Origin of the sequence: Mycobacterium nebraskense (assembly GCF_002102255.1) — a bacterium.
Lineage (GTDB): Bacteria > Actinomycetota > Actinomycetes > Mycobacteriales > Mycobacteriaceae > Mycobacterium > Mycobacterium nebraskense.
This window is the reverse complement of record NZ_LQPH01000171.1, coordinates 67,319-87,871: the sequence shown is the minus strand read 5'-3', so window position 1 is coordinate 87,871 and position 20,553 is coordinate 67,319. Positions and strand designations below refer to the sequence as shown.

Genomic DNA, 20,553 nt, shown 5'->3' with positions numbered 1-20,553 from the left:
ACGTCACCGAGTTTTGCCGGTGTAGTCGACCTGCCAGTGCTTGATCCCGTTGAGCCAGCCCGACCGCAGCCGCTCGGGCTCACCGATCGGCTTGAGGTCCGGCATGTGATCGGCGACCGCGTTGAAGATCAGGTTGATGGTCATGCGGGCCAGGTTCGCGCCGATGCAGTAGTGGGCGCCGGTGCCGCCGAAACCGACATGGGGATTCGGGTCGCGCAGGATGTTGAAGGTGTGCGGGTCTTCAAAGACCTCTTCATCGAAATTGGCTGACCGGTAGGACATCACCACCCGCTCACCCTTCTTGATCCGCACGCCGGCCAATTCGGTGTCCTCGCTGGCGGTGCGCTGGAAGGCCGATACCGGAGTGGCCCACCGGATGATCTCGTCGGCGGCGGTCGATGGGCGCTCCTTCTTGAAGAGCTCCCATTGATCGGGGTTGTTCGCCATCGCGATCATGCCGTGGGTGATCGAGTTGCGGGTGGTCTCGTTGCCTGCCACAGCGAGCATGACCACGAAGAAACCGAACTCGTCATCGGAGAGCTTCTCGCCGTCGATGTCGGCCTGGATGAGCGTGGTGACGATGTCGTCGGTGGGGTTCTTGCCCCGCTCCTCGGCCATGGCCATGGCGTAGGCGATCAGTTCCATTGACGATTGTGCGGGATCGACGTGCGCGTACTCGGGGTCGGTGCCACCGGTCATCTCGTTGGACCAGCGGAAGAGCTTGTCGCGATCCTCCTGGGGAACGCCGAGCAGGCCCGCGATGGCCTGCAGCGGCAGCTCGCACGACACCTGCTCGACGAAGTCGCCGCTACCCTCGGTCGCCGCGGTCTTGGCGATGTTCTGGGCGCGCTGGGCCAGTTCGGCTTCCAGCCGTCCGATGGCCCGGGGCGTGAAGCCGCGGGAGATGATTTTGCGCAGGCGGGTGTGGTGGGGTGCGTCCATGTTGAGCATGACGCTGCGCTGCAGTTCGACCTGCTCTCGCTTCATCTCCGGCGGCCACGTTGGGATGGCGCCGTTCATCCAGCTCGAGAAGACGTCGCTGCGGCGTGATACCTCCTTGACGTCGGCATGCTTGGTGACGATCCAATATCCGTGGTCCTCGAAGCCGCCCGAGCCGCCCGGGATGTCCACCCAGTGGATCGGCTCCGCCTTGCGCAGCTCGGCTAGTTCCGCGACGGGCAACCCTGCAAGGTTGACGTCCGGGTCAAGGAAGTCGAAGTCGGCGGGAATGTTGGGGGGTGCCATGTGTGTGCGCTCCTCAATTGCAACGTGTTCTAGTGCCAGTAAAACACGCCTCCTGCGCAGATAAAAGGCAGGTCACCATCCTCGCTTGTCAGAGTAATGAAACGTGTTCTAGCCTGACGGAATGGGTAACCCGGTAATCGTCGAAGCCACCCGCAGCCCAATCGGCAAGCGCAATGGATGGCTGTCAGGGCTGCACGCCACCGAGCTGCTTGGTGCGGTGCAGAAGGCATTAGTTGAGAAGGCAGGCATCGACGCCGGCGACGTCGAACAGGTCATCGCCGGCTGCGTAACGCAGTTCGGCGAGCAGTCCAACAACATCAGCCGGGTTAGCTGGCTTGTCGCCGGGCTGCCGGAGCACGTTGGCGCCATGACGGTGGACTGCCAGTGCGGCAGCAGCCAGCAGGCCAACGGCCTGGTTGCCGGCCTGATCGCGGCGGGCGCCATCGACATCGGCATCGCGTGCGGAATCGAGGCCATGAGCCGCGTCGGACTGGGTGCCAACGCCGGCCCCGACCGCAGCATCCTGCGGCCCGAGTCGTGGGACATCGATCTGCCCGACCAGTTCACCGCGGCCGAGCGGATCGCCAAGCGGCGTGGCATCACCCGCGAAGACATCGATGAGTTCGGCTACCAGTCGCAGGCCAAGGCCAAGCAGGCGTGGGAAGAGGGCCGTTTCGATCGCGAGATTTCCCCGATCGAGGCGCCGGCGCTGGACGAGAACAAACAGCCGACGTCGGAGCGGGTCATGATCTCCCGCGACCAAGGCCTGCGCGACACCACGCTCTCCGGCCTGAGCTCGCTGAAGCCGGTCATCGACGGTGGGATTCACACGGCGGGGACGTCGTCGCAGATTTCCGACGGAGCCGCGGCCGTGTTGTGGATGGACGAGGACAAGGCGAAGGCGCTCGGGCTACGGCCGCGGGCCCGCATCGTCAGCCAGGCGCTGGTCGGCGCCGAGCCCTACTACCACCTGGACGGCCCGGTGCAGTCGACGGCCAAGGTGCTGGAGAAGGCCGGCATGAAGATGGGCGACATCGACATCACCGAGATCAACGAGGCGTTCGCGTCGGTCGTGCTGTCGTGGGCGCGGGTGCACAACCCCGACATGGACAAGGTGAATGTGAACGGTGGCGCGATCGCGTTGGGCCACCCGGTGGGCAGCACCGGCAGCCGGCTGATCACCACCGCGCTGCACGAACTGGAGCGCACCGACCAGAGCACCGCGCTGATCACCATGTGCGCGGGCGGTGCCCTGTCGACTGGCACCATCATCGAGCGCATCTAGCCGTAGGTGATCGTCTCGGAAGAGAGCCGCATCGCGGCGGCGCAGTCATACATCGACGCGCTCGTCAGCCATGACGGCGACTCCGTTCCGTTCGCTGCGCGGTGCACCCGCGTCGAGCAGGGGATCAAGAACGGGTTTTCCGGAAATCACCTGCGCCGCAGCCTTAATCGCGGAGCTCAGTACCGATTCCTCGCGGACACGACGCCGCCGGACTACCGGATCGACGGCGACCGGGTGCGCGCGGCGTACACGGTGCTGACCAAGGCCGCGTTCGGCGGCAGGCGGCTGGCCGCCCGGGTCGACGAGACGTTTGTGATTCCCGCCGAAACCTCAAGCGGGAGAGCCGAGATCCACCACATCAAGGTTCGCTTCCAACCGTTTATTCAGCGCTAAGGACCACCATGGCGAAACCGAAGCCACGCTCACTGAACGCACCTTGGGTCAACTTCATCATCAAATGGATGGCCAAGGGCAACGCGTGGATCTACCGACGCAGTAATGGAAGATTCGGCGGCACTTTCCAGAATGCCCCGGTCGCGCTGCTCACCACGACGGGCCGCAAGACCGGTGAACCGCGGGTGAGCCCGCTGCTCTACCTGCGCGAGGGGAACCGGGTGATACTGGTCGCATCGAAGGGCGGCAGCGACAAGCACCCGTTGTGGTACCTCAATCTCAAGGCCGATCCCAAAGTCTCCGTGCAGATCAAGGACGAGGTGCTGCAGCTGCAGGCGCGCGACGCCACGGCCGAAGAGCGCGCGGAGTACTGGCCGAAGTTGAATGCCATGTATCCCTCGTTCGACGACTACCAGTCGTGGACCGATCGGCTGATCCCGATCGTGATCTGCGACCCGTAAGGGTCGCGCCCCCTATCGCCGAGCGTGCAATCACCCCTTGAGCCCAAGCCGGAAATCTCGCGGTGAGTGCACGTTCGGCGCATTACGTAGCCGCGCTAGGCCCCGTACACCGGTACCGGCGGGCGCGCCTTGGCAAGCAGGTCGGCGACGACGGGCCCCAGCTCCGCGGGGTCCCACCTTGCGCCCTTGTCGATCTGCGGCCCGTGCGCCCAGCCTTCCGCGACCCTGATCTTGCCGCCCTCGACCTCGAACACCTTCCCGGTGACGTCGCGGGATTCGGCGCTGCCCAGCCACACCACCAGCGGCGAGATGTTCTCCGGCGCCATGGCGTCGAAATCCTGGTCCTGCGTTGCCATCATCTCGGCGAAGACGGTCTCGGTCATGCGCGTGCGTGCCGACGGCGCGATGGCGTTCACGGTGACGCCGTAGCGACCCATCTCGGCCGCGCCGACCAACGTCATCGCCGCGATGCCGGCCTTGGCGGCGCTGTAGTTGCCCTGTCCGACGCTGCCCTGCAGGCCGGCACCCGAACTGGTGTTGATGATGCGCGCGTCGACGGTCTTGCCCTCCTTGGACAGCCCGCGCCAGTACGACGCCGCGTGCCGCATCGTGGCGAAGTGACCCTTGAGGTGCACGGCGATGACGGCGTCGAACTCCTCCTCGCTGGTGTTGGCCATCATCCTGTCGCGCACGATGCCGGCATTGTTCACCAGAACGTCCAAGCCACCGTAGGTGTCGACGGCGGTCTGGATCAGGCCGGCGGCTTCGTTCCAGTCGGCGATGTTAGATCCGTTGGCCACGGCTTCCCCACCGGCGGCGGTGATTTCGTCGACCACGCCCTGGGCGGCGCTGCCGCCACCGGCGGGTGACCCGTCCAGGCCGACGCCGATGTCGTTGACCACCACGCGCGCACCTTCGGCCGCGAAGGCCAGCGCATGCGCGCGACCGATACCGCCGCCCGCTCCGGTGACGATGACGACGCGGCCGTCAACCACTCCCATTGTTCGTGTCTCCTCTACTTGATCGCGCTGGCGTTCGTTGTGGCCAGGTAGTGCGGCGGCTCGCCGCCGCCGTGCACCTCCAGCGAGGCGCCGCTGATGTAGGACGCCGCGTCGGAGGCCAAAAATGCTGTGGCCCAACCGATGTCTTCCGGTTTGGCCAGCCGCCCCAGCGGCACGTTCTTCGATATCGCGGCGATGGAATCGGCATCACCATAGAACAGTTCCGACTGCTCGGTCTCCACCATGCCGACCACACAGGCGTTCACCCGGACCTTCGGCCCCCACTCCACCGCCAGTGTCTGCGTGAGGCTTTCCAGACCGGCCTTGGCCGCCCCGTACGCGCCGGTGCCGGGCGACGGCCGTCGACCACTGAGACTGCAGATGTTGATGATCGACCCGCCGCCGTGCTGGTCCTGCATCTTGTCGTTCGCATGTTGCGAAACCGACAGTGCGCCAATCAGGTTGAGCTCGATGATCTTGCGGTTGAACTTCGCGCTGGACTCCGCGGTCAGCACGTACGGCGAACCGCCGGCGTTGTTGACCACGACGTCGAGCCGGCCATGCTTGTCGACGACGGAGTCGATCAGCGCCTTGACGGCGTCGTCGTCGCGGACGTCGCAGGAGTGAAACTCATAGGGCAGGCCCTCGACCGCCCGGCGTGCGCAGGTGATGACGGTCGCGCCCTGCCCGGCGAAGACCGAGCTGATCCCGGCGCCCACCCCGCGGACCCCGCCGGTGACCAGAACCACCCGCCCGGCCAGCCCTAAGTTGATGACGTCGGGTGCTTCGGCGCGAGTCACTGTGCTAGCGTACCAAGCAAGTGCTTGCTTAGGTAGTTACCCCCACAAGGAAGTGGCACCTTGCCCATCACATCCAAAACCACCGAACCGGGCATCGTCGCGGTCACCGTCGACTTCCCCCCGGTCAACGCCATCCCGTCGCGCGGCTGGTTCGAACTGGCCGACGTCATCACGGCCGCCGGCCAAGACCCGGAGACCCACGTCGTCATCCTGCGAGCCGAGGGCCGCGGTTTCAATGCCGGGGTCGACATCAAGGAGATGCAGCGCACCGAGGGGTTCACCGCGCTGATCGACGCCAACCGCGGCTGCTTCGCCGCGTTCCGCGCGGTCTATGAGTGCGCGGTGCCGGTCGTTGCCGCCGTGAACGGCTTCTGCGTCGGCGGCGGCATCGGCCTGGCTGGCAACTCCGACGTCATCGTCGCCTCCGACGACGCCACCTTCGGGCTACCCGAGGTGGAGCGCGGCGCCCTGGGCGCGGCCACCCACCTGTCCCGGCTGGTGCCGCAGCACCTGATGCGGCGGCTGTTCTTCACCGCCGCCACCGTCGACGCCGCCACCCTGCACCACTTCGGTTCGGTGCACGAGGTGGTGCCGCGCGACCAGCTGGACGAGGCCGCGTTGAAGGTGGCCCGCGACATCGCCGCCAAGGACACCCGCGTCATCCGCGCGGCCAAGGAAGCGCTCAACCTCATCGACGTGCAGAGGGTCAACTCGAGTTACCGCATGGAACAAGGCTTTACGTTCGAGCTCAACCTGGCCGGCGTCGCCGACGAGCATCGCGACGCATTCGCCGGTACGGCGAAGGGCAAGAAGGAATAGCCGCCGACGACGATGCAAAACGAAGTGATGAGAAGGAGTGGCGCATAGTGTCCGACAAAAGGACCAGCCTGGACGAGGCCGTCGCGCAACTGCGCAGCGGCATGACGATCGGCATCGGCGGCTGGGGCTCGCGGCGCAAACCGATGGCGTTCGTGCGGGCGATGCTGCGCACCGACGTCACGGACCTCACGGTGGTCACCTACGGCGGACCCGATCTGGGTTTGCTGTGCTCGGCCGGCAAGGTCAAGCGCGTCTACTACGGCTTCGTCTCGCTGGACTCCCCGCCCTTCTACGACCCGTGGTTCGCCAAGGCCCGCACCAGCGGCGCGATCGAGGCCCGGGAAATGGACGAAGGCATGCTGCGTTGCGGCCTGCAGGCCGCCGCGCAACGCCTGCCGTTCCTGCCCATTCGGGCCGGGCTGGGCAGCTCGGTCCCCGACTTCTGGCAGGGCGAGCTGCAGACCGTGACCAGCCCCTACCCCGCACCCGAGGGCGGCCACGAGACACTGATCGCCATGCCGGCGCTGCGCCTGGACGCGGCCTTCGTGCACCTCAATCTCGGTGACTGCCGGGGCAATGCGGCCTACACCGGGATCGACCCCTACTTCGACGACCTGTTCCTGATGGCCGCCGACAAGCGCTTCCTGTCAGTGGAACGTATCGTCTCCACGGAGGAGCTGGTCAAGGCCGTTCCCCCGCAGGCGCTGCTGGTGAACCGGATGATGGTCGACTCCGTGGTGGAGGCGCCCGGCGGCGCCCACTTCACCACCGCCGCACCGGATTACGGCCGCGACGAGAAGTTCCAGCGACATTACGCCGAGGCGGCCTCCACCGAGGAGGGCTGGCAGACGTTCGTCCAGACCTACCTGTCGGGCAGCGAGGACGACTACCAGGCGGCGGTTCGCACATTCGCAGAGGAGGCCTCCAAGTGAGCAGCACCCGCGCCGAGGTGTGCGCAGTCGCCTGCGCCGAATTGTTCAGGGATGCGGGCGAAATCATGGTCAGCCCGATGACGAACATGGCCTCGGTCGGCGCGCGACTGGCGCGGCTGACCTTTTCACCCGACATCTTGCTTACCGACGGCGAGGCGCAGCTGCTGGCCGACACCCCAGCCCTGGGCAAGACCGGACCGGTCGAGGGCTGGATGCCGTTCGGCCGGGTGTTCGAGACCCTGGCCTGGGGGCGGCGGCACGTGGTGATGGGCGCGAATCAGGTTGACCGCTTTGGCAATCAGAACATCTCGGCGTTCGGCCCGCTGCAACACCCGACCAGGCAGATGTTCGGCCTCCGAGGCGCGCCCGGCAACGCGATCAACCATGCGACCAGCTATTGGGTGGGTAACCACTCGAAGCGGGTGTTCTGCGAGGCCGTCGACGTGGTCTGCGGCATCGGCTGGGACAAGGTGGACGCGAACAATCCCGCGTTCCGCTTCGCCAACACCTACCGGGTCGTGTCCAACCTCGGGGTGTTCGACTTCGGCGGCCCGGACCGGACGATGCGCGCGCTGACCCTGCATCCCGGGGTGTCGCCCGATGACGTTCGCGAGGCCACGTCGTTCGAGGTGCACGGCGTGGACGAGGCCGGCGAGACCAGGCTACCGACGGACGAAGAGCTCCACCTGATCCGCGAAACGATCGACCCGAAGTCTTTGCGCGACAGAGAGATACGTTGATGAAGTTGCGCACGCCGCTGACCGAGCTGGTCGGTGTCGAGCACCCGGTGGTTCAGACCGGGATGGGATGGGTGGCCGGTGCCCGGCTGGTGGCCGCCACGGCCAACGCGGGCGGGCTGGGCATCCTGGCTTCGGCCACCATGACGCTGGACGAGCTGGCGACGGCCATCGGCAAGGTCAAGGCCGCCACCGACAAACCGTTCGGGGTGAACATCCGCGCCGACGCCGCGGACGCCGGCGACCGCGTCGATCTGATGATCCGCGAGGGCGTGAAGGTGGCGTCGTTCGCCCTGGCGCCCAAGCAGGAGCTGATCGCTCGGCTGAAAGAGGCTGGCGCCGTGGTGGTTCCGTCGATCGGGGCGGCCAAGCATGCGCGCAAGGTCGCGGCCTGGGGCGCCGACGCGATGATCGTGCAGGGCGCCGAGGGTGGCGGGCACACCGGCCCGGTCGCCACGACGCTGCTGCTGCCGTCGGTGCTGGACGCGGTGCAGGGCACCGGAATCCCGGTGATCGCGGCGGGTGGATTCTTCGACGGGCGCGGGCTCGCGGCCGCGCTGAGCTACGGCGCCGCCGGTGTGGCGATGGGCACCCGCTTCCTGCTGACCTCCGATTCGACCGTGCCCGATGCGGTCAAGCGGCGTTACCTGGAGTCGGCGCTGGACGGCACGGTGGTCACGACGCGCGTCGACGGCATGCCGCACCGCGTGCTGCGCACCGGCCTGGTCGAGAGGCTGGAAAGCGGCTCGCCGGTTCGGGGTCTCACCGCGGCCGTCCGCAATGCGGCGAAGTTCAAGCACATGTCGCAGATGACCTGGCGGTCGATGATTCGCGACGGCCTGGCGATGCGCCACGGCAAGGAGCTGACTTGGTCACAGGTGGTGATGGCGGCCAACACCCCGATGCTGTTGAAGGCCGGGCTGGTCGAGGGCAACACCGAGGCCGGAGTGCTCGCCTCCGGCCAGGTGGCCGGCATCCTCGAAGACCTGCCGTCGTGCGCCGAGCTGATCGAGTCGATCGTGCGTGACGCGATCGAGCATCTGCACTCGGCGTCCGCACTGATCGAAGAGCGGTAAACAGGCGACCAAAGACCCTGGCCTCGGCGCAGTCCGCGGGTCATCGTGGAGTCATGAGTGCGCTGCTACCTGAGACGTGGCCCAAGCCGTTGCTAAGCGCGATCCGCGTTTCCAACAGACACCTGCTCAACCCGCTGATGCTGCGCCTGGCCGGCCGAAAGCACTGGTACGCATCGGTCATCCACCACGCCGGGCGGCGGTCGGGCAAGCAGTACGCCACGCCGGTCGTCGCGGACCGGACGGACGGCGGGTTCGTCATACCACTGCCCTACGGCACCGGAGTGGACTGGCTGCAAAACGTCCTTGCCGCGGGGCACGCAACGATCTCCTCCCAGGGCGACAGTTACGATGTGGCGCAGCCCGAGGTCATTGACGCGGCGGCGGCCATGCCCATGCTGTCGGCCGACCGGCGACGCACATTCTCCCGGCTCGGCATCGATCACTACCTCAGAGTCGTGGACGCTTCATCGCCGAATTGACGCCCGCGCTGTTCGTTGAGACATAAACCACGCACACCTTTTCCGGCGTGTCGTCTGCGTGGTTTACGTGTCGCGGTCGGCGGCCCGGCGTATAGGGCCTACAGCCGCTCGATGATCGTGACGTTCGCGGTGCCGCCGCCCTCGCACATCGTCTGCAAGCCATAGCGGCCGCCGACGCGCTCGAGTTCGTTGAGCATGCTGGCGAACAGCTTGGCGCCGGTCGCGCCCAGCGGGTGACCGAGCGCGATCGCGCCCCCGTTGGGGTTGACCTTCTCCGGGTCGGCCTTGATCTCCTTGAGCCAGGCCATAACCACCGGCGCGAACGCCTCGTTGATCTCGACGGTGTCGATGTCGTCGATGGACAGCCCGGTCTTTTCCAGCGCATAGCGGGTGGCCGGGATGGGCCCGGTCAGCATGAACACCGGGTCGGCGGCGCGGGCACTGATGTGGTGGATGCGGGCCCGCGGGGTCAGCTTGTGGTCCTTGACCGCCTGCTCGGAAGCCAGCAGCACCGCGCTGGCGCCGTCGGAGATCTGGCTGGCCATCGCCGCCGTCAGCCGGCCGCCGTCGACGAGCGTTTTCAGGCCGGCCAACTTCTCCAGTGACGACTCGCGCGGACCCTCGTCGATCCGGAACGGCCCGGATTCCGTTTCGACGGTGATGATTTCGTTGTCGAAGTGGCCGCCGCGGATCGCGGCGAACGCGCGCTCGTGGCTGCTCAGCGCGTACCGCTCCATTTCTTCACGCGACAGGTTCCACTTCTCGGCGATCAGCTCCGAGCCGCGGAACTGCGAGATCTCCTGGTCGCCGTACCGGTGCAGCCACTGCTTGGATTCGTTGGTCGGCGAGGTGAACCCGAACTGCTCGCCCACGGTCATGGCCGACGAGATCGGGATCTGGCTCATGTTCTGCACGCCGCCGGCCACGATAAGGTCGGCCGTGCCGGCCATGATCGCCTGTGCACCAAAGGAAATGGCCTGCTGGCTGGACCCGCACTGCCGGTCCACGGTGACGCCGGGAACCTCTTCGGGGTAGCCCGCAGCCAGCCACGAGAGCCGGGCGATGTTGCCCGCCTGCCCACCGATGGCGTCGACGCAGCCGGCGATCACGTCCTCGACGGCAGCGGGGTCGACATCGACCCGGTCGAGCAGTCCGCGCCACGCATAAGCACCGAGATCCACGGGATGCACCCCGGCCAGCGATCCGTTGCGCTTGCCGACCGCGGTACGCACAGCATCGATGACGTACGCCTCTGTCATTTGTGTCGCTCCTCTTAGTCGCTTCGCTCCGCATCGTCGCCGACGCGGGGCATTGTCATTTTCGGTCTTTGGTAATCCCACCAAGAACGATGGCGAGGTATTGCTGACCCACCTGTTGGGCGGTGAGGGGTCCGCCGGGTTGATACCAGCGGACCGACACCCACGTGGTGTCCCGGATGAAACGGTAGACGAGGTCGACGTTGAGGTCGGGCTGGAAGTAGCCCTCGTCGATGCCCTGGTTGATCACCTCGACCCACATCTTGCGTTGCTGACGGTTCATGTCTTCGATGTAGGAGAACCGGGGCTGCGACAACAACCGTTGGGCTTCGTCCTGATAGATGACGACCTGCGCGTGCCGATGCTCGATCGCCTCGAACGACGCCATGAACAGCCCCTTGAGCCGCTCCAGCGGGTTGGCCTCGCTGTCCACGATCTCGCGGTAGCGGGTGAACAACCAGTCCAGGAAACTGCGCAGCAGCTCGTCGACCATCTCCTCCTTGGAGGAGAAGTGGTGATAGAGGCTGCCGGAAAGGATGCCGGCGCTGTCCGCGATGTCGCGCACGGTGGTGGCGCGCAATCCGCGCTCCGCGAACATGGTCGCGGCGAGCTCCAACAACTCGTCGCGGCGGCTGTTGGCCTGACCGGCCACTCGGTCCATCCGGCCAGGATATCAACCAAGCGCTTGCTTGGCCAGCTATCGGCTCACGGATGCTGGCTGGACACCGAGATGACCTCGCCGGTGAGGTAGCTGGAGTAGTCGCTGGCCAGGAACGCGATGGTGGCCGCCACCTCCCACGGCTCGGCGGCCCGGCCGAACGCTTCACCGGCGGACAGCCGGTCGAGCAGGTCGGCCGAGGTCGTCTTGTCCAGGAACTTGTGGCGGGCGATGCTCGGGGACACCGCGTTGATACGCACCCCGTATTCGACGGCTTCGATTGCGCTGCAACGGGTTAACGCCATCACGCCCGCCTTGGCGGCCGCATAGTGCGACTGCGAGTGCTGTGCCCGCCAGCCCAGAACGCTTGCGTTGTTGACGATCACCCCGCCGTGGTCCGCTTCGCGGAAGTACCCGAGTGCCGCCCGCGTGGCCCGGAACACCGACGACAGCGTCACATTCAGGACGCGGTCCCACTCGTCGTCGGTCATGTCGACCACCGGCGTCTGACCACCCAGTCCGGCGTTGTTGACCAACACGTCGAGCCGGCCCATCCGGGCGGTGGTCGACGCGATCAGCGCGTCCACCTGCACGCTGGACGTGACGTCGCACAGTACGCTCTCGACCCGGCCCAATCCCAGCGCTGTCAGTTCGTCGGCGGTCTCCCCCAGCCGCCGTTCGTGATGATCGGACACCACGACGTCGGCGCCTTCGACCAGGGCGCGCCGCGCCGTCGCCGAGCCGATGCCGGTGCCCGCCGCCGCGGTTACGACGACCACCTTGCCTTGCAGAAGCCCGTGCCCGGCAACCTCTTTCGGAGCTTCGGACAGGCTCATCCCTTTACCTCCCGGGGCAGGCCGAGCACCCGCTCGGCGATGATGTTGCGCTGGATCTCGTTGGAGCCGCCGTAGATGGTGTCGGCACGGGTGAACAGGAACAACCGCTGCCATTCGTCGAATTCGCCGTCCGACAAGGTCAGCCCCGGCTTGCCGATCACGTCCATCGCCAGCTCCCCCAGCGCGCGATGCCAGTTGGCCCACAACAACTTTGAGACGTTGTCCTGTCCGTCGACGGCTCGTCCTTCCAAGGTGGCCAACGCGTAGCTGCGCATCGCGCGCAACCCGGTCCACGCGCGGGTCAGCCGCTCCCGGATAAAGGGGTCATCGGCCGCGCCGTTGCGGCGCGCGAGGTCGGCGAGGTTGGAAAGCTCACGGGCGTAGCGGATTTGCTGCCCGAGTGTTGACACGCCGCGCTCGAAGGTCAGCGTCCCCATCGCGACCCGCCAGCCGTCACCGGGCTGGCCGACCACGAGGCCGGCGTCGGTGCGGGCGTCGTCGAAGAACACCTCGTTGAACTCCGCGGTGCCGGTGATCTGGACGATCGGCCGGACCTGCACGCCCGGTTGGTCCAGCGGCACCAGCAGGTAGGAGAGCCCGGCGTGGCGCTTGGAGCCCTTCTCCGTACGAGCGACCACGAAGCACCACTGCGACAGGTGCGCCAGCGACGTCCACACCTTCTGGCCGTTGATCACCCACTGGTCGCCGTCCAACTCGGCGGTGGTGGACACGTTGGCCAGGTCGCTGCCGGCGCCCGGTTCGGAATAGCCCTGGCACCACAGCTCGGTGACATCGAGGATCTTGGGCAGGAAACGCTGCTGCTGCTCGGGTGTGCCGAAGGCGATCAGCGTCGGGCCGAGCAGCTCCTCCCCGAAGTGGTTCACCTTGTCCGGTGCGTCGGCGCGGGCGTACTCCTCGTAGAACGCCACCCGGTGCGCGGTCGAAAGCCCGCGGCCGCCGTGTTCCACCGGCCAGCCCAGACAAGTCAGACCGGCCTTGGCGAGATGCTGGTTCCATGCCCGGCGCTCTTCGAACGCCTCGTGCTCGCGCCCCGGTCCGCCAAGACCTTTGAGAGCCGCGAATTCGCCGACCAGATTGTCGGCGAGCCACTGGCGGACCTCCGCCCGGAACTCCTCGACGTCCTGCATGCCCTGTAGGCTAACCTACCAAGCACTTGCTTTGTTAGAGAGGCAATGATGACCGACGATCCGCGCACCGTGCCGGCCGCGCTCGATCGTTTGGCGCAGCGACTCCCCGGTCACGACGCGTTGATCACCGACGAGCGGTCGTTCACGACGGCCGTCCTGCGCGACGAGGTGCATCGCGCCGCGGCCGCGCTGATCAGCCTCGGGGTGGGTGCGGGAGACCGCGTGGCCATCTGGTCGCCGAACACCTGGCACTGGGTGGTCGCCTGCCTGGCGATCCACCACGCCGGCGCGGCCATGGTGCCCCTGAACACCCGCTATACCGCCGAAGAAGCCGGCGACATCCTGGCCCGCACCGCTGCGCCGGTGCTGTTCGGGATGGGCAAGTTCCTCGGCAACGATCGCGTCGCCGACCTGGATTGCGGCGTCCTGCCCGCGCTGCGGCACGTCGTCCGGATCCCGATCGAGGCGGACGACGGGACGTGGGACGACTTCATCGCCCGCGGCACCGGGCTCAATGCGGTCACCGATCGCGCCGCCGCCGTCAGCCCCGACGACGTCAGCGACATCCTGTTCACCTCGGGGACCACCGGCCGCAGCAAAGGAGTGCTCTGCGCGCACCGGCAGTCGTTGTCGGCCTCGGCGTCGTGGGCTGCCAACGGAAAGATCACCAGCGACGACCGCTACCTGTGCATCAACCCGTTCTTTCACAACTTCGGGTACAAGGCCGGCATCCTGGCCTGCCTGCAGACCGGCGCGACGCTGATCCCGCACCTGACTTTCGACCCGCTGCGCGCGCTGCAGGCGATCGAGCGACACCGCATCACCGTATTGCCCGGACCGCCCACCATCTACCAGACGCTGCTGGATCATCCGCAGCGCAAGGACTACGACCTGAGCTCGCTGCGGTTCGCGGTGACGGGGGCGGCCACCGTGCCCGTTGTGTTGGTCGAACGCATGCAATCCGAGCTCGACATCGACATCGTGCTGACCGCCTACGGGCTGACCGAGGCCAACGGCATGGGCACCATGTGCCGCCCCGACGACGACGCGGTCACCGTCGCCACCACCTGCGGGCGCCCGTTCGCCGACTTCGAATTGCGCATCGACGCAACCGCTCCCGGCGCGGCGGGCGAGGTGCTGCTGCGCGGACCGAACGTGATGCTGGGTTACCTCGACGACCCGGCCGCGACGGCGGCCGCCATCGACGCCGACGGCTGGCTGCACACCGGCGACATCGGCGCCGTCGACACAGCCGGCAACCTGCGCATCACCGACCGGCTCAAGGACATGTACATCTGCGGCGGATTCAATGTCTATCCCGCCGAGGTCGAGCAGGTGCTGGCCCGGATGGACGGGGTGGCCGACGCCGCGGTGATCGGCGTCCCCGACGAGCGCCTCGGCGAGGTGGGCCGGGCCTTCCTGGTGACGCGTCCCGGCGCCAACCTCGACGAGCAATCCGTGATCGCTTACACCCGTGAACATTTGGCGAACTTCAAGGCACCGCGGTCGGTGCGGTTCGTCGACGCATTGCCGCGCAATCCCGGCGGCAAGGTGGTCAAACCACAACTGCGAGAGCAAGGCTGAATGGATCTGGAACTAGACGAAGAGACCCTGGCCTTCCAGGCCGAGGTGCGGGACTTCTTGTCGGCCAACGCCGAGTCGATCCCGACGAAGTCATACGACAACGCCGAAGGCTTCGCCCAGCACCGGCAGTGGGACCGCGTGCTGTTCGACGCCGGGCTGTCGGTGATCACCTGGCCGAAGAAGTACGGGGGCCGCGACGCGCCGCTGCTGCACTGGGTGGTGTTCGAGGAGGAGTACTTCCGCGCCGGCGCCCCGGGCCGGGCCAGCGCCAACGGCACCTCGATGCTGGCGCCGACGCTGTTCGCGCACGGCACCGAGGAGCAGCTGGACCGGATCCTGCCGAAAATGGCCAGCGGCGAACAGATCTGGGCGCAGGCGTGGTCGGAGCCGGAATCCGGCAGCGACCTGGCCTCGCTGCGATCAACGGCGACCAAGACCGACGGCGGCTGGCTGCTCAACGGGCAGAAGATCTGGAGTTCGCGCGCACCGTTCGCCGAAATGGGCTTCGGGCTGTTTCGGTCGGACCCGGAAGCCGAGCGGCACAACGGCCTGACCTACTTCATGTTCGACCTGAGGGCCAAGGGCGTCACCGTGCGGCCCATCGTCCAGCTGGGCGGCGACACCGGCTTCGGCGAGATCTTCCTCGACGACGTGTTCGTCCCCGACCACGACGTCATCGGCACCCCGAACGATGGCTGGCGGGCCGCGATGAGCACGTCGAGCAACGAGCGCGGCATGTCGCTGCGCAGCCCGGCCCGCTTCCTGGCGACCGCCGAGCGACTGGTGCGGCTCTGGAAGGACAGCGGCTCGCCCGCGGCGTTCGCGGACCGGGTTGCCGACGGCTGGATCAAGGCGCAGGCCTACCGGCTGCAGACCTTCGGCACGGTGACCAGGCTGGCCGGCGGCGGTGAGCTGGGCGCCGAATCGTCGGTGACCAAGGTGTTCTGGTCCGACCTGGACGTCGAGCTGCACCAGACGGCGCTCGACGTACTGGCCGCCGACGGCGAGCTCGCCGGCACCTGGACGGACGGTCTGCTGTTCGCGCTGGGCGGCCCGATCTACGCCGGTACCAACGAGATTCAGCGCAACATCATCTCGGAGCGGCTGTTGGGCCTGCCGCGCGAACAATCAGGGCAGAGGTCCGGGGGCAAGAAGTGAAATTTGCGCTAGACGAACAGCAGCGCGACTTCGCGGCCAGCATCGACGCCGCGCTCGGCGCGGCCGACCTGCCCGGCGCGATCCGCGCGTGGTCCGCGGGCGACACCGCACCCGGCCGCAAGGTGTGGGAGCAGCTGGCCGACCTCGGCGTCACCGCGCTGGCGGTCCCCGAGAAGTTCGACGGCATCGAGGCGCATCCGGTCGACCTGGTGGTCGCGCTTGAGCGCCTGGGGCGCTGGTGTGTGCCCGGTCCGGTGGCCGAATCCATCGCCGTGGCACCGGTTTTGCTCGCCAACGATGAGCGCTGCGCCGCGCTGGCGTCAGGCGAGCTGATCGCCACCGTCGCGCTGCCGCCGCAGGCTCCGCGCGCGGTGGACGCCGACACGGCCGGACTGGTGCTGTTGGCCACCGACGGCGGCGTGAGCGAGGCCGCGCCCGGTGACCGGCACGAGTCGGTCGATCCCAGCCGGCCCCTCTACGACGTGACCGCGACCGGGCGAGCCTGGCAGGCGAATATCGAGCGCGCCTACGAGTTCGGGGCGCTGGCCACCGCCGCGCAGCTGGTCGGTGCGGCCGAGGCGCTGCTGCGTGACACCGTCGACTACGCCAAGCAGCGGGCGCAGTTCGGCCGGGTGATCGGTTCCTATCAGGCGATCAAGCACAAGCTCGCCGATGTGCACATCGCGATCGAGCTCGCCCGGCCGCTTCTCTACGGCGCGGCGCTGTCGCTTCGGGCCCGCGATGTCAGCGCCGCCAAGGCGGCGGCGTCCGAGGCGGGCCTGCTGGCGGCGCGATCGGCGTTGCAGACCCACGGCGCGATCGGGTTCACCCAGGAACACGACCTGTCCCTGTGGTTGCTGCGGGTGCAAGCATTGCGGTCGGCCTGGGGTACTCCCGAGGCTCACCGGCGACGAGTGCTGGAGGCGCTGTGACCTGCGCCGCGGCGATGCAGTGGGAGTACCGCCCGCTTGCGGGGGACGGAGCGATGATGAGGAGCGGCGCTCGTGACTGACGAACGGGAGATGCTGCGGGAGACCGTCGCGGCCCTGGTGGCCAAGCACGCGAACCCGGCGGCGGTGCGCGCGGCGATGGAGTCCGACCGTGGCTACGACGAGGCGCTGTGGCAGCTGCTGTGCGAGCAGGTGGGTGCCGCCGCGCTGGTCATACCCGAGCAGCTGGGCGGTGCGGGCGGCGAATTGGCCGATGCCGCAACGGTTCTGCAGGAGCTGGGCCGGGCCCTGGTGCCCTCCCCGCTGCTGGGCACGACGCTGACGGAGCTGGCCCTGCTGGCCGCGCCCGAGCCGGACGCCGATACGCTGGGCGGCCTCGCCGAGGGCACCTCGATCGGCGCGCTGGTGCTCGACGCCGACTATGTGGTCAACGGCGATATCGCCGACGTCGTGGTCGCCGTCGACGACGGTCAGCTGAGCAGGTGGACCCGATTCAGCGCGCAACCCGTTGCGACCATGGACCCGACGCGGCGGCTCGCGCGGGTGGAGCCGGAGGAGACCGAAACGATCGGCGCCGATCCCGGCATCGCCGACACCGCGGCCATCCTGCTGGCCGCCGAGCAGATCGGTGCCGCCGAACGCTGCCTGGAACTCACCGTCGAATACACCAAGAGCAGAGTGCAATTCGGCCGGCCGATCGGCAGCTTCCAAGCACTCAAACACCGGATGGCCGATCTGTACGTCACGATCGCCGCGGCGAAGGCCGTCGTGGCGGACGCGTGCGTCGACCCCACCGCGACCAATGCGGCCACCGCGCGACTCGCCGCCACCGAGGCGCTGGCCGCCGCGGCCGCCGAAGGCATCCAACTGCACGGCGGGATCGCGATCACCTGGGAACACGACATGCACCTGTATTTCAAACGCGCCCACGGCAGCGCGCATCTGCTCAGCGCACCGCAAGAAGTGCTCGCGCGACTGGAAGTCGAGGTGCTCGAACCGTCGTGAACGACCATGTCGCGCTGCGCGCCGCCATCCCACCGTTCTATGTGATGGACGTGTGGCTGGCGGCCGCCGAGCGACAGCGCAGCCACGGAGATCTGGTGAACCTGTCGGCGGGCCAGCCCAGCGTGGGGGCGCCGGAGCCGGTGCGGGCGGCCGCGGCCTCCGCCCTGCACCTCAACGAGCTGGGTTATACCGTGACGCTGGGCATCCCCGAGCTGCGCGCGGCGATAGCGGCGGATTACCAGCGCCAGCACGGGCTTCGGGTCGAACCCGACGATGTGGTGGTCACCACCGGTTCCTCCGGCGGATTCCTGCTCGCGTTTCTGGCGTGCTTCGACGCGGGTGACCGGGTGGCTCTGGCCACTCCCGGCTATCCGTGCTATCGAAACATCTTGTCCGCGTTGGGATGTGAGGTGGTTGAGATCCCATGCGGACCGCAGACCCGCTTCCAGCCCACCGTGCAGATGCTCGCCGAGCTCGACCCGCCGCCCCACGGCGTGATCGTCGCCAGCCCGGCCAATCCCACCGGAACCGTCATCGCGCCGGCGGAATTGGCCGCCATCGCGTCGTGGTGCGAGACGTCCGGGGTGCGGCTGATCAGTGACGAGGTTTACCACGGCCTGGTCTACGAGGGCGCGCCGCAGACCAGCTGCGCCTGGCAGACATCACGAGACGCCGTGGTGGTCAACAGCTTTTCGAAGTATTACGCGATGACGGGCTGGCGGCTGGGCTGGATGCTGGTGCCGCCCGCACTGCTGCGAGCGGTGGACAGGCTGACCGGCAACTTCACCATCTGCCCGCCGGTGCTCTCGCAGATCGCCGGGGTGGCGGCCTTCACCCCGGAAGCGACCGCCGAGGCCGACGGCAACCTGCACCACTACGCGACCAACCGCGCGCTGCTGCTGGATGGGCTGCGCCAAATCGGCATCGACCGGCTGGCCCCCACCGACGGCGCGTTCTACGTCTACGCCGACGTGTCGGACCACACCAATGACTCGATCGCGTTCTGCTCGAAACTGTTGAACGAGACCGGCGTTGCCATCGCACCCGGTATCGATTTCGACACCACGCACGGCAATTCGTTCGTCCGGCTGTCGTTCGCCGGGCCGACGGGCGACATCGAAGAGGCCGTGCGGCGCATCGGCACCTGGCTCTAGGCGTCCAGGATCTTGTCGAGGCGAGCCTCGAGCGCGCCCCGTTCGCCGGCATCGGCCACGTTGATGCCGAACCGATCGCTGAGGGTGTCGACCACCGCCGCCGCGTCGTCGAGGCGGATCTTCTCGCTGCCGTCGGCGCGGTGGATGGCCAGGTTCCGGCCGGCCAGGTTCAGCCGGGCGTCGTCGGTGACGCGCGCGGCCGTCAGGCCGGTCACGAAGTGCGACGAGGGGTGGGTCGAGACGAACCAGCTGCCCACTTCCAAGTCGATGTCCGGTGCGGTCCGGGTGCTGAACACGTAGAGGGGTTGCCACTCGCCGCGAACCTGGGCCTGCAAGACCAAGCCGTCGCCATGGTCCTCCAGCCGGTAGGGCTCGTGCGTTGTCTGCTGGACGGTGCCGGTTTCTATGCGCAGTGGCGAGGTTGGGGTCTGCCCGCCGAAGCCCACGTCGACGAGGTAGGAACCGTGGGAGCCGGGGAACGTCACCGCCAACACGGTGTGGGTCTGCGGCGGTGACGGCGCGTCGGGCGGCCGCATCCAGACCACCCGGCCGGCCAGTCGCCGCACCCGGAAGCCGAGCTCGGTCAGCACGTAGCCCATCAACCCGTTGTGCTCGTAGCAATAGCCCCCGCGGCCGCGGTGAACCAGCTTGCCGGCAAGGGCTCCCGGGCTCAGGTCATCGACCGGCACCCCCATCACCGGATCGAGGTTCTCGAAGGGAATCGCTTTCGTGTGCGCGCTGACCAAAGCGTGCAGCACATCGAGGTTGGGCGCCGCGTCGCCGCCATAGCCGATGCGCTCGAAGTACTCGCCCAGGTTCAGCGTCATAGGACCATTCTGCTGCCATCGCCATCGGCGGGCGTGCGACGGCCGGTAGCGGGTATGCCGTTCGGTAGTTCAAGCCTTGACGCGAAGGAGGAGCCCGTGGCCGCCGTCGACCTGTACCTCGACCCCGTCTGTCCTTTCTCCTGGGTGACCGCGCGCTGGCTGCTCGTCGCCGCGCAATCGACCCACACGCAAGTCGCCCTGCGGCAGATGAGCCTGGCGGTCCTCAATGAGGGCCAGGACGCCGACGCGAAACAACAAGACATGATGGAGCGCTCGACGCGGCTGGGACGCCTGTTCGCCGCGGCCGTCGCCGAGCGCGGACCAGACGCGTTCGCGGGCCTCTATGACTCGATTGGCCGTCGCATTCACGTGCGCCGGGAGGACCTCACCGCGGCCGGGATCCGCGAGGCCCTCGCCGAGAACGGCCTCGAAGAACGCCTCGCCGAAGCGCTCGACGACAGCGGCTTCGACGACGCGGTCAGGCGGGCGCACCAAGCCAGCCAAGATGCCCTGGGCGACGAGGCCGGCAGCCCGATCATCGCGGTCGATGGCCGCGCGTTCTCCGGACCGGTCCTGACCCGCAGACCCGACAAAGAGGACGGCGTTCGGCTGCTGGAGGCCGTGCTGACCATGGCCGGCATACCCGAATTCGCCGCGCTGCAACGGCCGTACGAAGGCCCCCCGACCATCGACGCCTGAGCGTGGCCGACCGGGCTTGCCGGCTAACTGCCCCGGCCCGGATCGTGGCC

22 protein-coding genes are annotated in these 20,553 nt (G+C 67.7%); 14 read left to right on the top strand and 8 right to left on the bottom strand.

The genetic code is table 11. The annotated features are described in order from the left end of the window. Window positions 1-3 precede the first annotated feature (3 nt). Window positions 4-1,245: a cytochrome P450 gene (locus AWC17_RS26550; protein ID WP_046182999.1), complete on the bottom strand. Its 1,242-nt coding sequence runs from the start codon at window positions 1,243-1,245 to the stop codon at window positions 4-6. Window positions 1,246-1,366: 121 nt separating this feature from the next. On the opposite strand from AWC17_RS26550, the gene AWC17_RS26545 reads away from it, so the two are divergent. Genes AWC17_RS26545 through AWC17_RS26535 form a run of 3 tightly spaced genes read left to right on the top strand, consistent with a single transcriptional unit; the run spans window position 1,367 to window position 3,384 of the window. Further along, window positions 1,367-2,530: a steroid 3-ketoacyl-CoA thiolase gene (locus AWC17_RS26545; RefSeq protein WP_046182998.1), complete on the top strand. Its 1,164-nt coding sequence runs from the start codon at window positions 1,367-1,369 to the stop codon at window positions 2,528-2,530. Window positions 2,531-2,536: 6 nt separating this feature from the next. Next, the gene (locus tag AWC17_RS26540) at window positions 2,537-2,923 is read left to right on the top strand and encodes a DUF8021 domain-containing protein (protein ID WP_046182997.1); all 387 of its coding nucleotides are present in this window, start codon (window positions 2,537-2,539) and stop codon (window positions 2,921-2,923) included. 8 nt (window positions 2,924-2,931) lie between these two features. Next, complete coding sequence (locus tag AWC17_RS26535; RefSeq protein WP_046182996.1) at window positions 2,932-3,384, top strand: nitroreductase family deazaflavin-dependent oxidoreductase; 453 nt, start codon at window positions 2,932-2,934, stop codon at window positions 3,382-3,384. A gap of 95 nt (window positions 3,385-3,479) precedes the next feature. On the opposite strand, the gene AWC17_RS26530 is transcribed toward AWC17_RS26535, so the two are convergent. Then, window positions 3,480-4,385 (bottom strand): SDR family oxidoreductase, encoded by a 906-nt coding sequence (locus tag AWC17_RS26530; protein WP_046182995.1) that lies wholly within the window; start codon window positions 4,383-4,385, stop codon window positions 3,480-3,482. 14 nt (window positions 4,386-4,399) lie between these two features. Further along, entirely contained in the window at window positions 4,400-5,185 is a 786-nt protein-coding gene (locus AWC17_RS26525) for an SDR family oxidoreductase (protein WP_372517425.1), read from the bottom strand. A 60-nt stretch (window positions 5,186-5,245) separates the two neighbouring features. Between AWC17_RS26525 and echA20 the strand changes: the two genes are divergently transcribed. From echA20 to AWC17_RS26500, 5 genes are read left to right on the top strand one after another with little or no spacing between them, the layout of a single operon-like run. Next, complete coding sequence (echA20, locus tag AWC17_RS26520) at window positions 5,246-6,004, top strand: (7aS)-7a-methyl-1,5-dioxo-2,3,5,6,7,7a-hexahydro-1H-indene-carboxyl-CoA hydrolase (RefSeq protein WP_085165455.1); 759 nt, start codon at window positions 5,246-5,248, stop codon at window positions 6,002-6,004. A gap of 47 nt (window positions 6,005-6,051) precedes the next feature. After that, complete coding sequence (gene ipdA / locus AWC17_RS26515; RefSeq protein ID WP_047321931.1) at window positions 6,052-6,936, top strand: cholesterol ring-cleaving hydrolase subunit IpdA; 885 nt, start codon at window positions 6,052-6,054, stop codon at window positions 6,934-6,936. Beyond that, entirely contained in the window at window positions 6,933-7,676 is a 744-nt protein-coding gene (gene ipdB / locus AWC17_RS26510) for a cholesterol ring-cleaving hydrolase subunit IpdB (protein ID WP_046182991.1), read from the top strand. The genes ipdA and ipdB overlap by 4 nt, the downstream gene beginning before the upstream one ends. After that, entirely contained in the window at window positions 7,676-8,749 is a 1,074-nt protein-coding gene (ipdC, locus tag AWC17_RS26505) for a (3aS,4S,5R,7aS)-5-hydroxy-7a-methyl-1-oxo-octahydro-1H-indene-4-carboxyl-CoA dehydrogenase (protein ID WP_085165453.1), read from the top strand. The genes ipdB and ipdC overlap by 1 nt, the downstream gene beginning before the upstream one ends. A 53-nt stretch (window positions 8,750-8,802) precedes the next feature. Then, the gene (locus AWC17_RS26500) at window positions 8,803-9,228 is read left to right on the top strand and encodes a PNPOx family protein (protein ID WP_046182989.1); all 426 of its coding nucleotides are present in this window, start codon (window positions 8,803-8,805) and stop codon (window positions 9,226-9,228) included. Window positions 9,229-9,326: 98 nt separating this feature from the next. On the opposite strand, the gene fadA6 is transcribed toward AWC17_RS26500, so the two are convergent. From fadA6 to ipdE1, 4 genes are read right to left on the bottom strand one after another with little or no spacing between them, the layout of a single operon-like run. Beyond that, the gene (gene fadA6 / locus AWC17_RS26495; RefSeq protein WP_046182988.1) at window positions 9,327-10,487 is read right to left on the bottom strand and encodes a steroid 3-ketoacyl-CoA thiolase FadA6; all 1,161 of its coding nucleotides are present in this window, start codon (window positions 10,485-10,487) and stop codon (window positions 9,327-9,329) included. Between the two features lie 55 nt (window positions 10,488-10,542). Beyond that, a complete protein-coding gene (gene kstR2 / locus AWC17_RS26490; protein WP_046182987.1) occupies window positions 10,543-11,145 on the bottom strand; it encodes a TetR family transcriptional regulator KstR2 in 603 nt (200 codons plus the stop codon). A gap of 44 nt (window positions 11,146-11,189) precedes the next feature. After that, a complete protein-coding gene (gene ipdF, locus AWC17_RS26485; protein ID WP_046182986.1) occupies window positions 11,190-11,978 on the bottom strand; it encodes a (5R,7aS)-5-hydroxy-7a-methyl-1-oxo-2,3,5,6,7,7a-hexahydro-1H-indene-carboxyl-CoA reductase in 789 nt (262 codons plus the stop codon). After that, window positions 11,975-13,126 carry an acyl-CoA dehydrogenase IpdE1 gene (ipdE1, locus tag AWC17_RS26480; RefSeq protein ID WP_046182985.1) on the bottom strand — a complete coding sequence of 384 codons (1,152 nt, stop codon included), beginning with the start codon at window positions 13,124-13,126 and terminating at the stop codon, window positions 11,975-11,977. Before ipdE1 ends, ipdF begins: the two co-directional genes overlap by 4 nt. Window positions 13,127-13,174: 48 nt before the next feature. Here ipdE1 and fadD3 point away from each other — a divergent pair, with 48 nt between their 5' ends. From fadD3 to AWC17_RS26455, 5 genes are all read left to right on the top strand, one after another. Further along, window positions 13,175-14,710 (top strand): 3-((3aS,4S,7aS)-7a-methyl-1,5-dioxo-octahydro-1H-inden-4-yl)propanoate--CoA ligase FadD3, encoded by a 1,536-nt coding sequence (gene fadD3, locus AWC17_RS26475; RefSeq protein WP_046183009.1) that lies wholly within the window; start codon window positions 13,175-13,177, stop codon window positions 14,708-14,710. Beyond that, window positions 14,711-15,868 (top strand): acyl-CoA dehydrogenase family protein, encoded by a 1,158-nt coding sequence (locus AWC17_RS26470; protein WP_046182984.1) that lies wholly within the window; start codon window positions 14,711-14,713, stop codon window positions 15,866-15,868. Next, entirely contained in the window at window positions 15,865-16,800 is a 936-nt protein-coding gene (locus AWC17_RS26465) for an acyl-CoA dehydrogenase family protein (protein ID WP_047321932.1), read from the top strand. Before AWC17_RS26470 ends, AWC17_RS26465 begins: the two co-directional genes overlap by 4 nt. A gap of 72 nt (window positions 16,801-16,872) precedes the next feature. After that, window positions 16,873-17,823 carry an acyl-CoA dehydrogenase IpdE2 gene (gene ipdE2, locus AWC17_RS26460; protein ID WP_046186394.1) on the top strand — a complete coding sequence of 317 codons (951 nt, stop codon included), beginning with the start codon at window positions 16,873-16,875 and terminating at the stop codon, window positions 17,821-17,823. Beyond that, entirely contained in the window at window positions 17,820-18,977 is a 1,158-nt protein-coding gene (locus AWC17_RS26455; RefSeq protein ID WP_046186395.1) for a pyridoxal phosphate-dependent aminotransferase, read from the top strand. Before ipdE2 ends, AWC17_RS26455 begins: the two co-directional genes overlap by 4 nt. Here the strand turns inward: AWC17_RS26455 and AWC17_RS26450 are convergent. Continuing rightward, window positions 18,974-19,804: an arylamine N-acetyltransferase family protein gene (locus tag AWC17_RS26450; RefSeq protein ID WP_085165451.1), complete on the bottom strand. Its 831-nt coding sequence runs from the start codon at window positions 19,802-19,804 to the stop codon at window positions 18,974-18,976. The two genes, AWC17_RS26455 and AWC17_RS26450, sit on opposite strands and share 4 nt — an antisense overlap. A 96-nt stretch (window positions 19,805-19,900) precedes the next feature. Here AWC17_RS26450 and AWC17_RS26445 point away from each other — a divergent pair, with 96 nt between their 5' ends. Then, window positions 19,901-20,503, top strand: a complete 603-nt coding sequence (locus tag AWC17_RS26445) for a mycothiol-dependent nitroreductase Rv2466c family protein (RefSeq protein ID WP_085165504.1) — start codon at window positions 19,901-19,903, stop codon at window positions 20,501-20,503. Window positions 20,504-20,553: the final 50 nt, after the last annotated feature.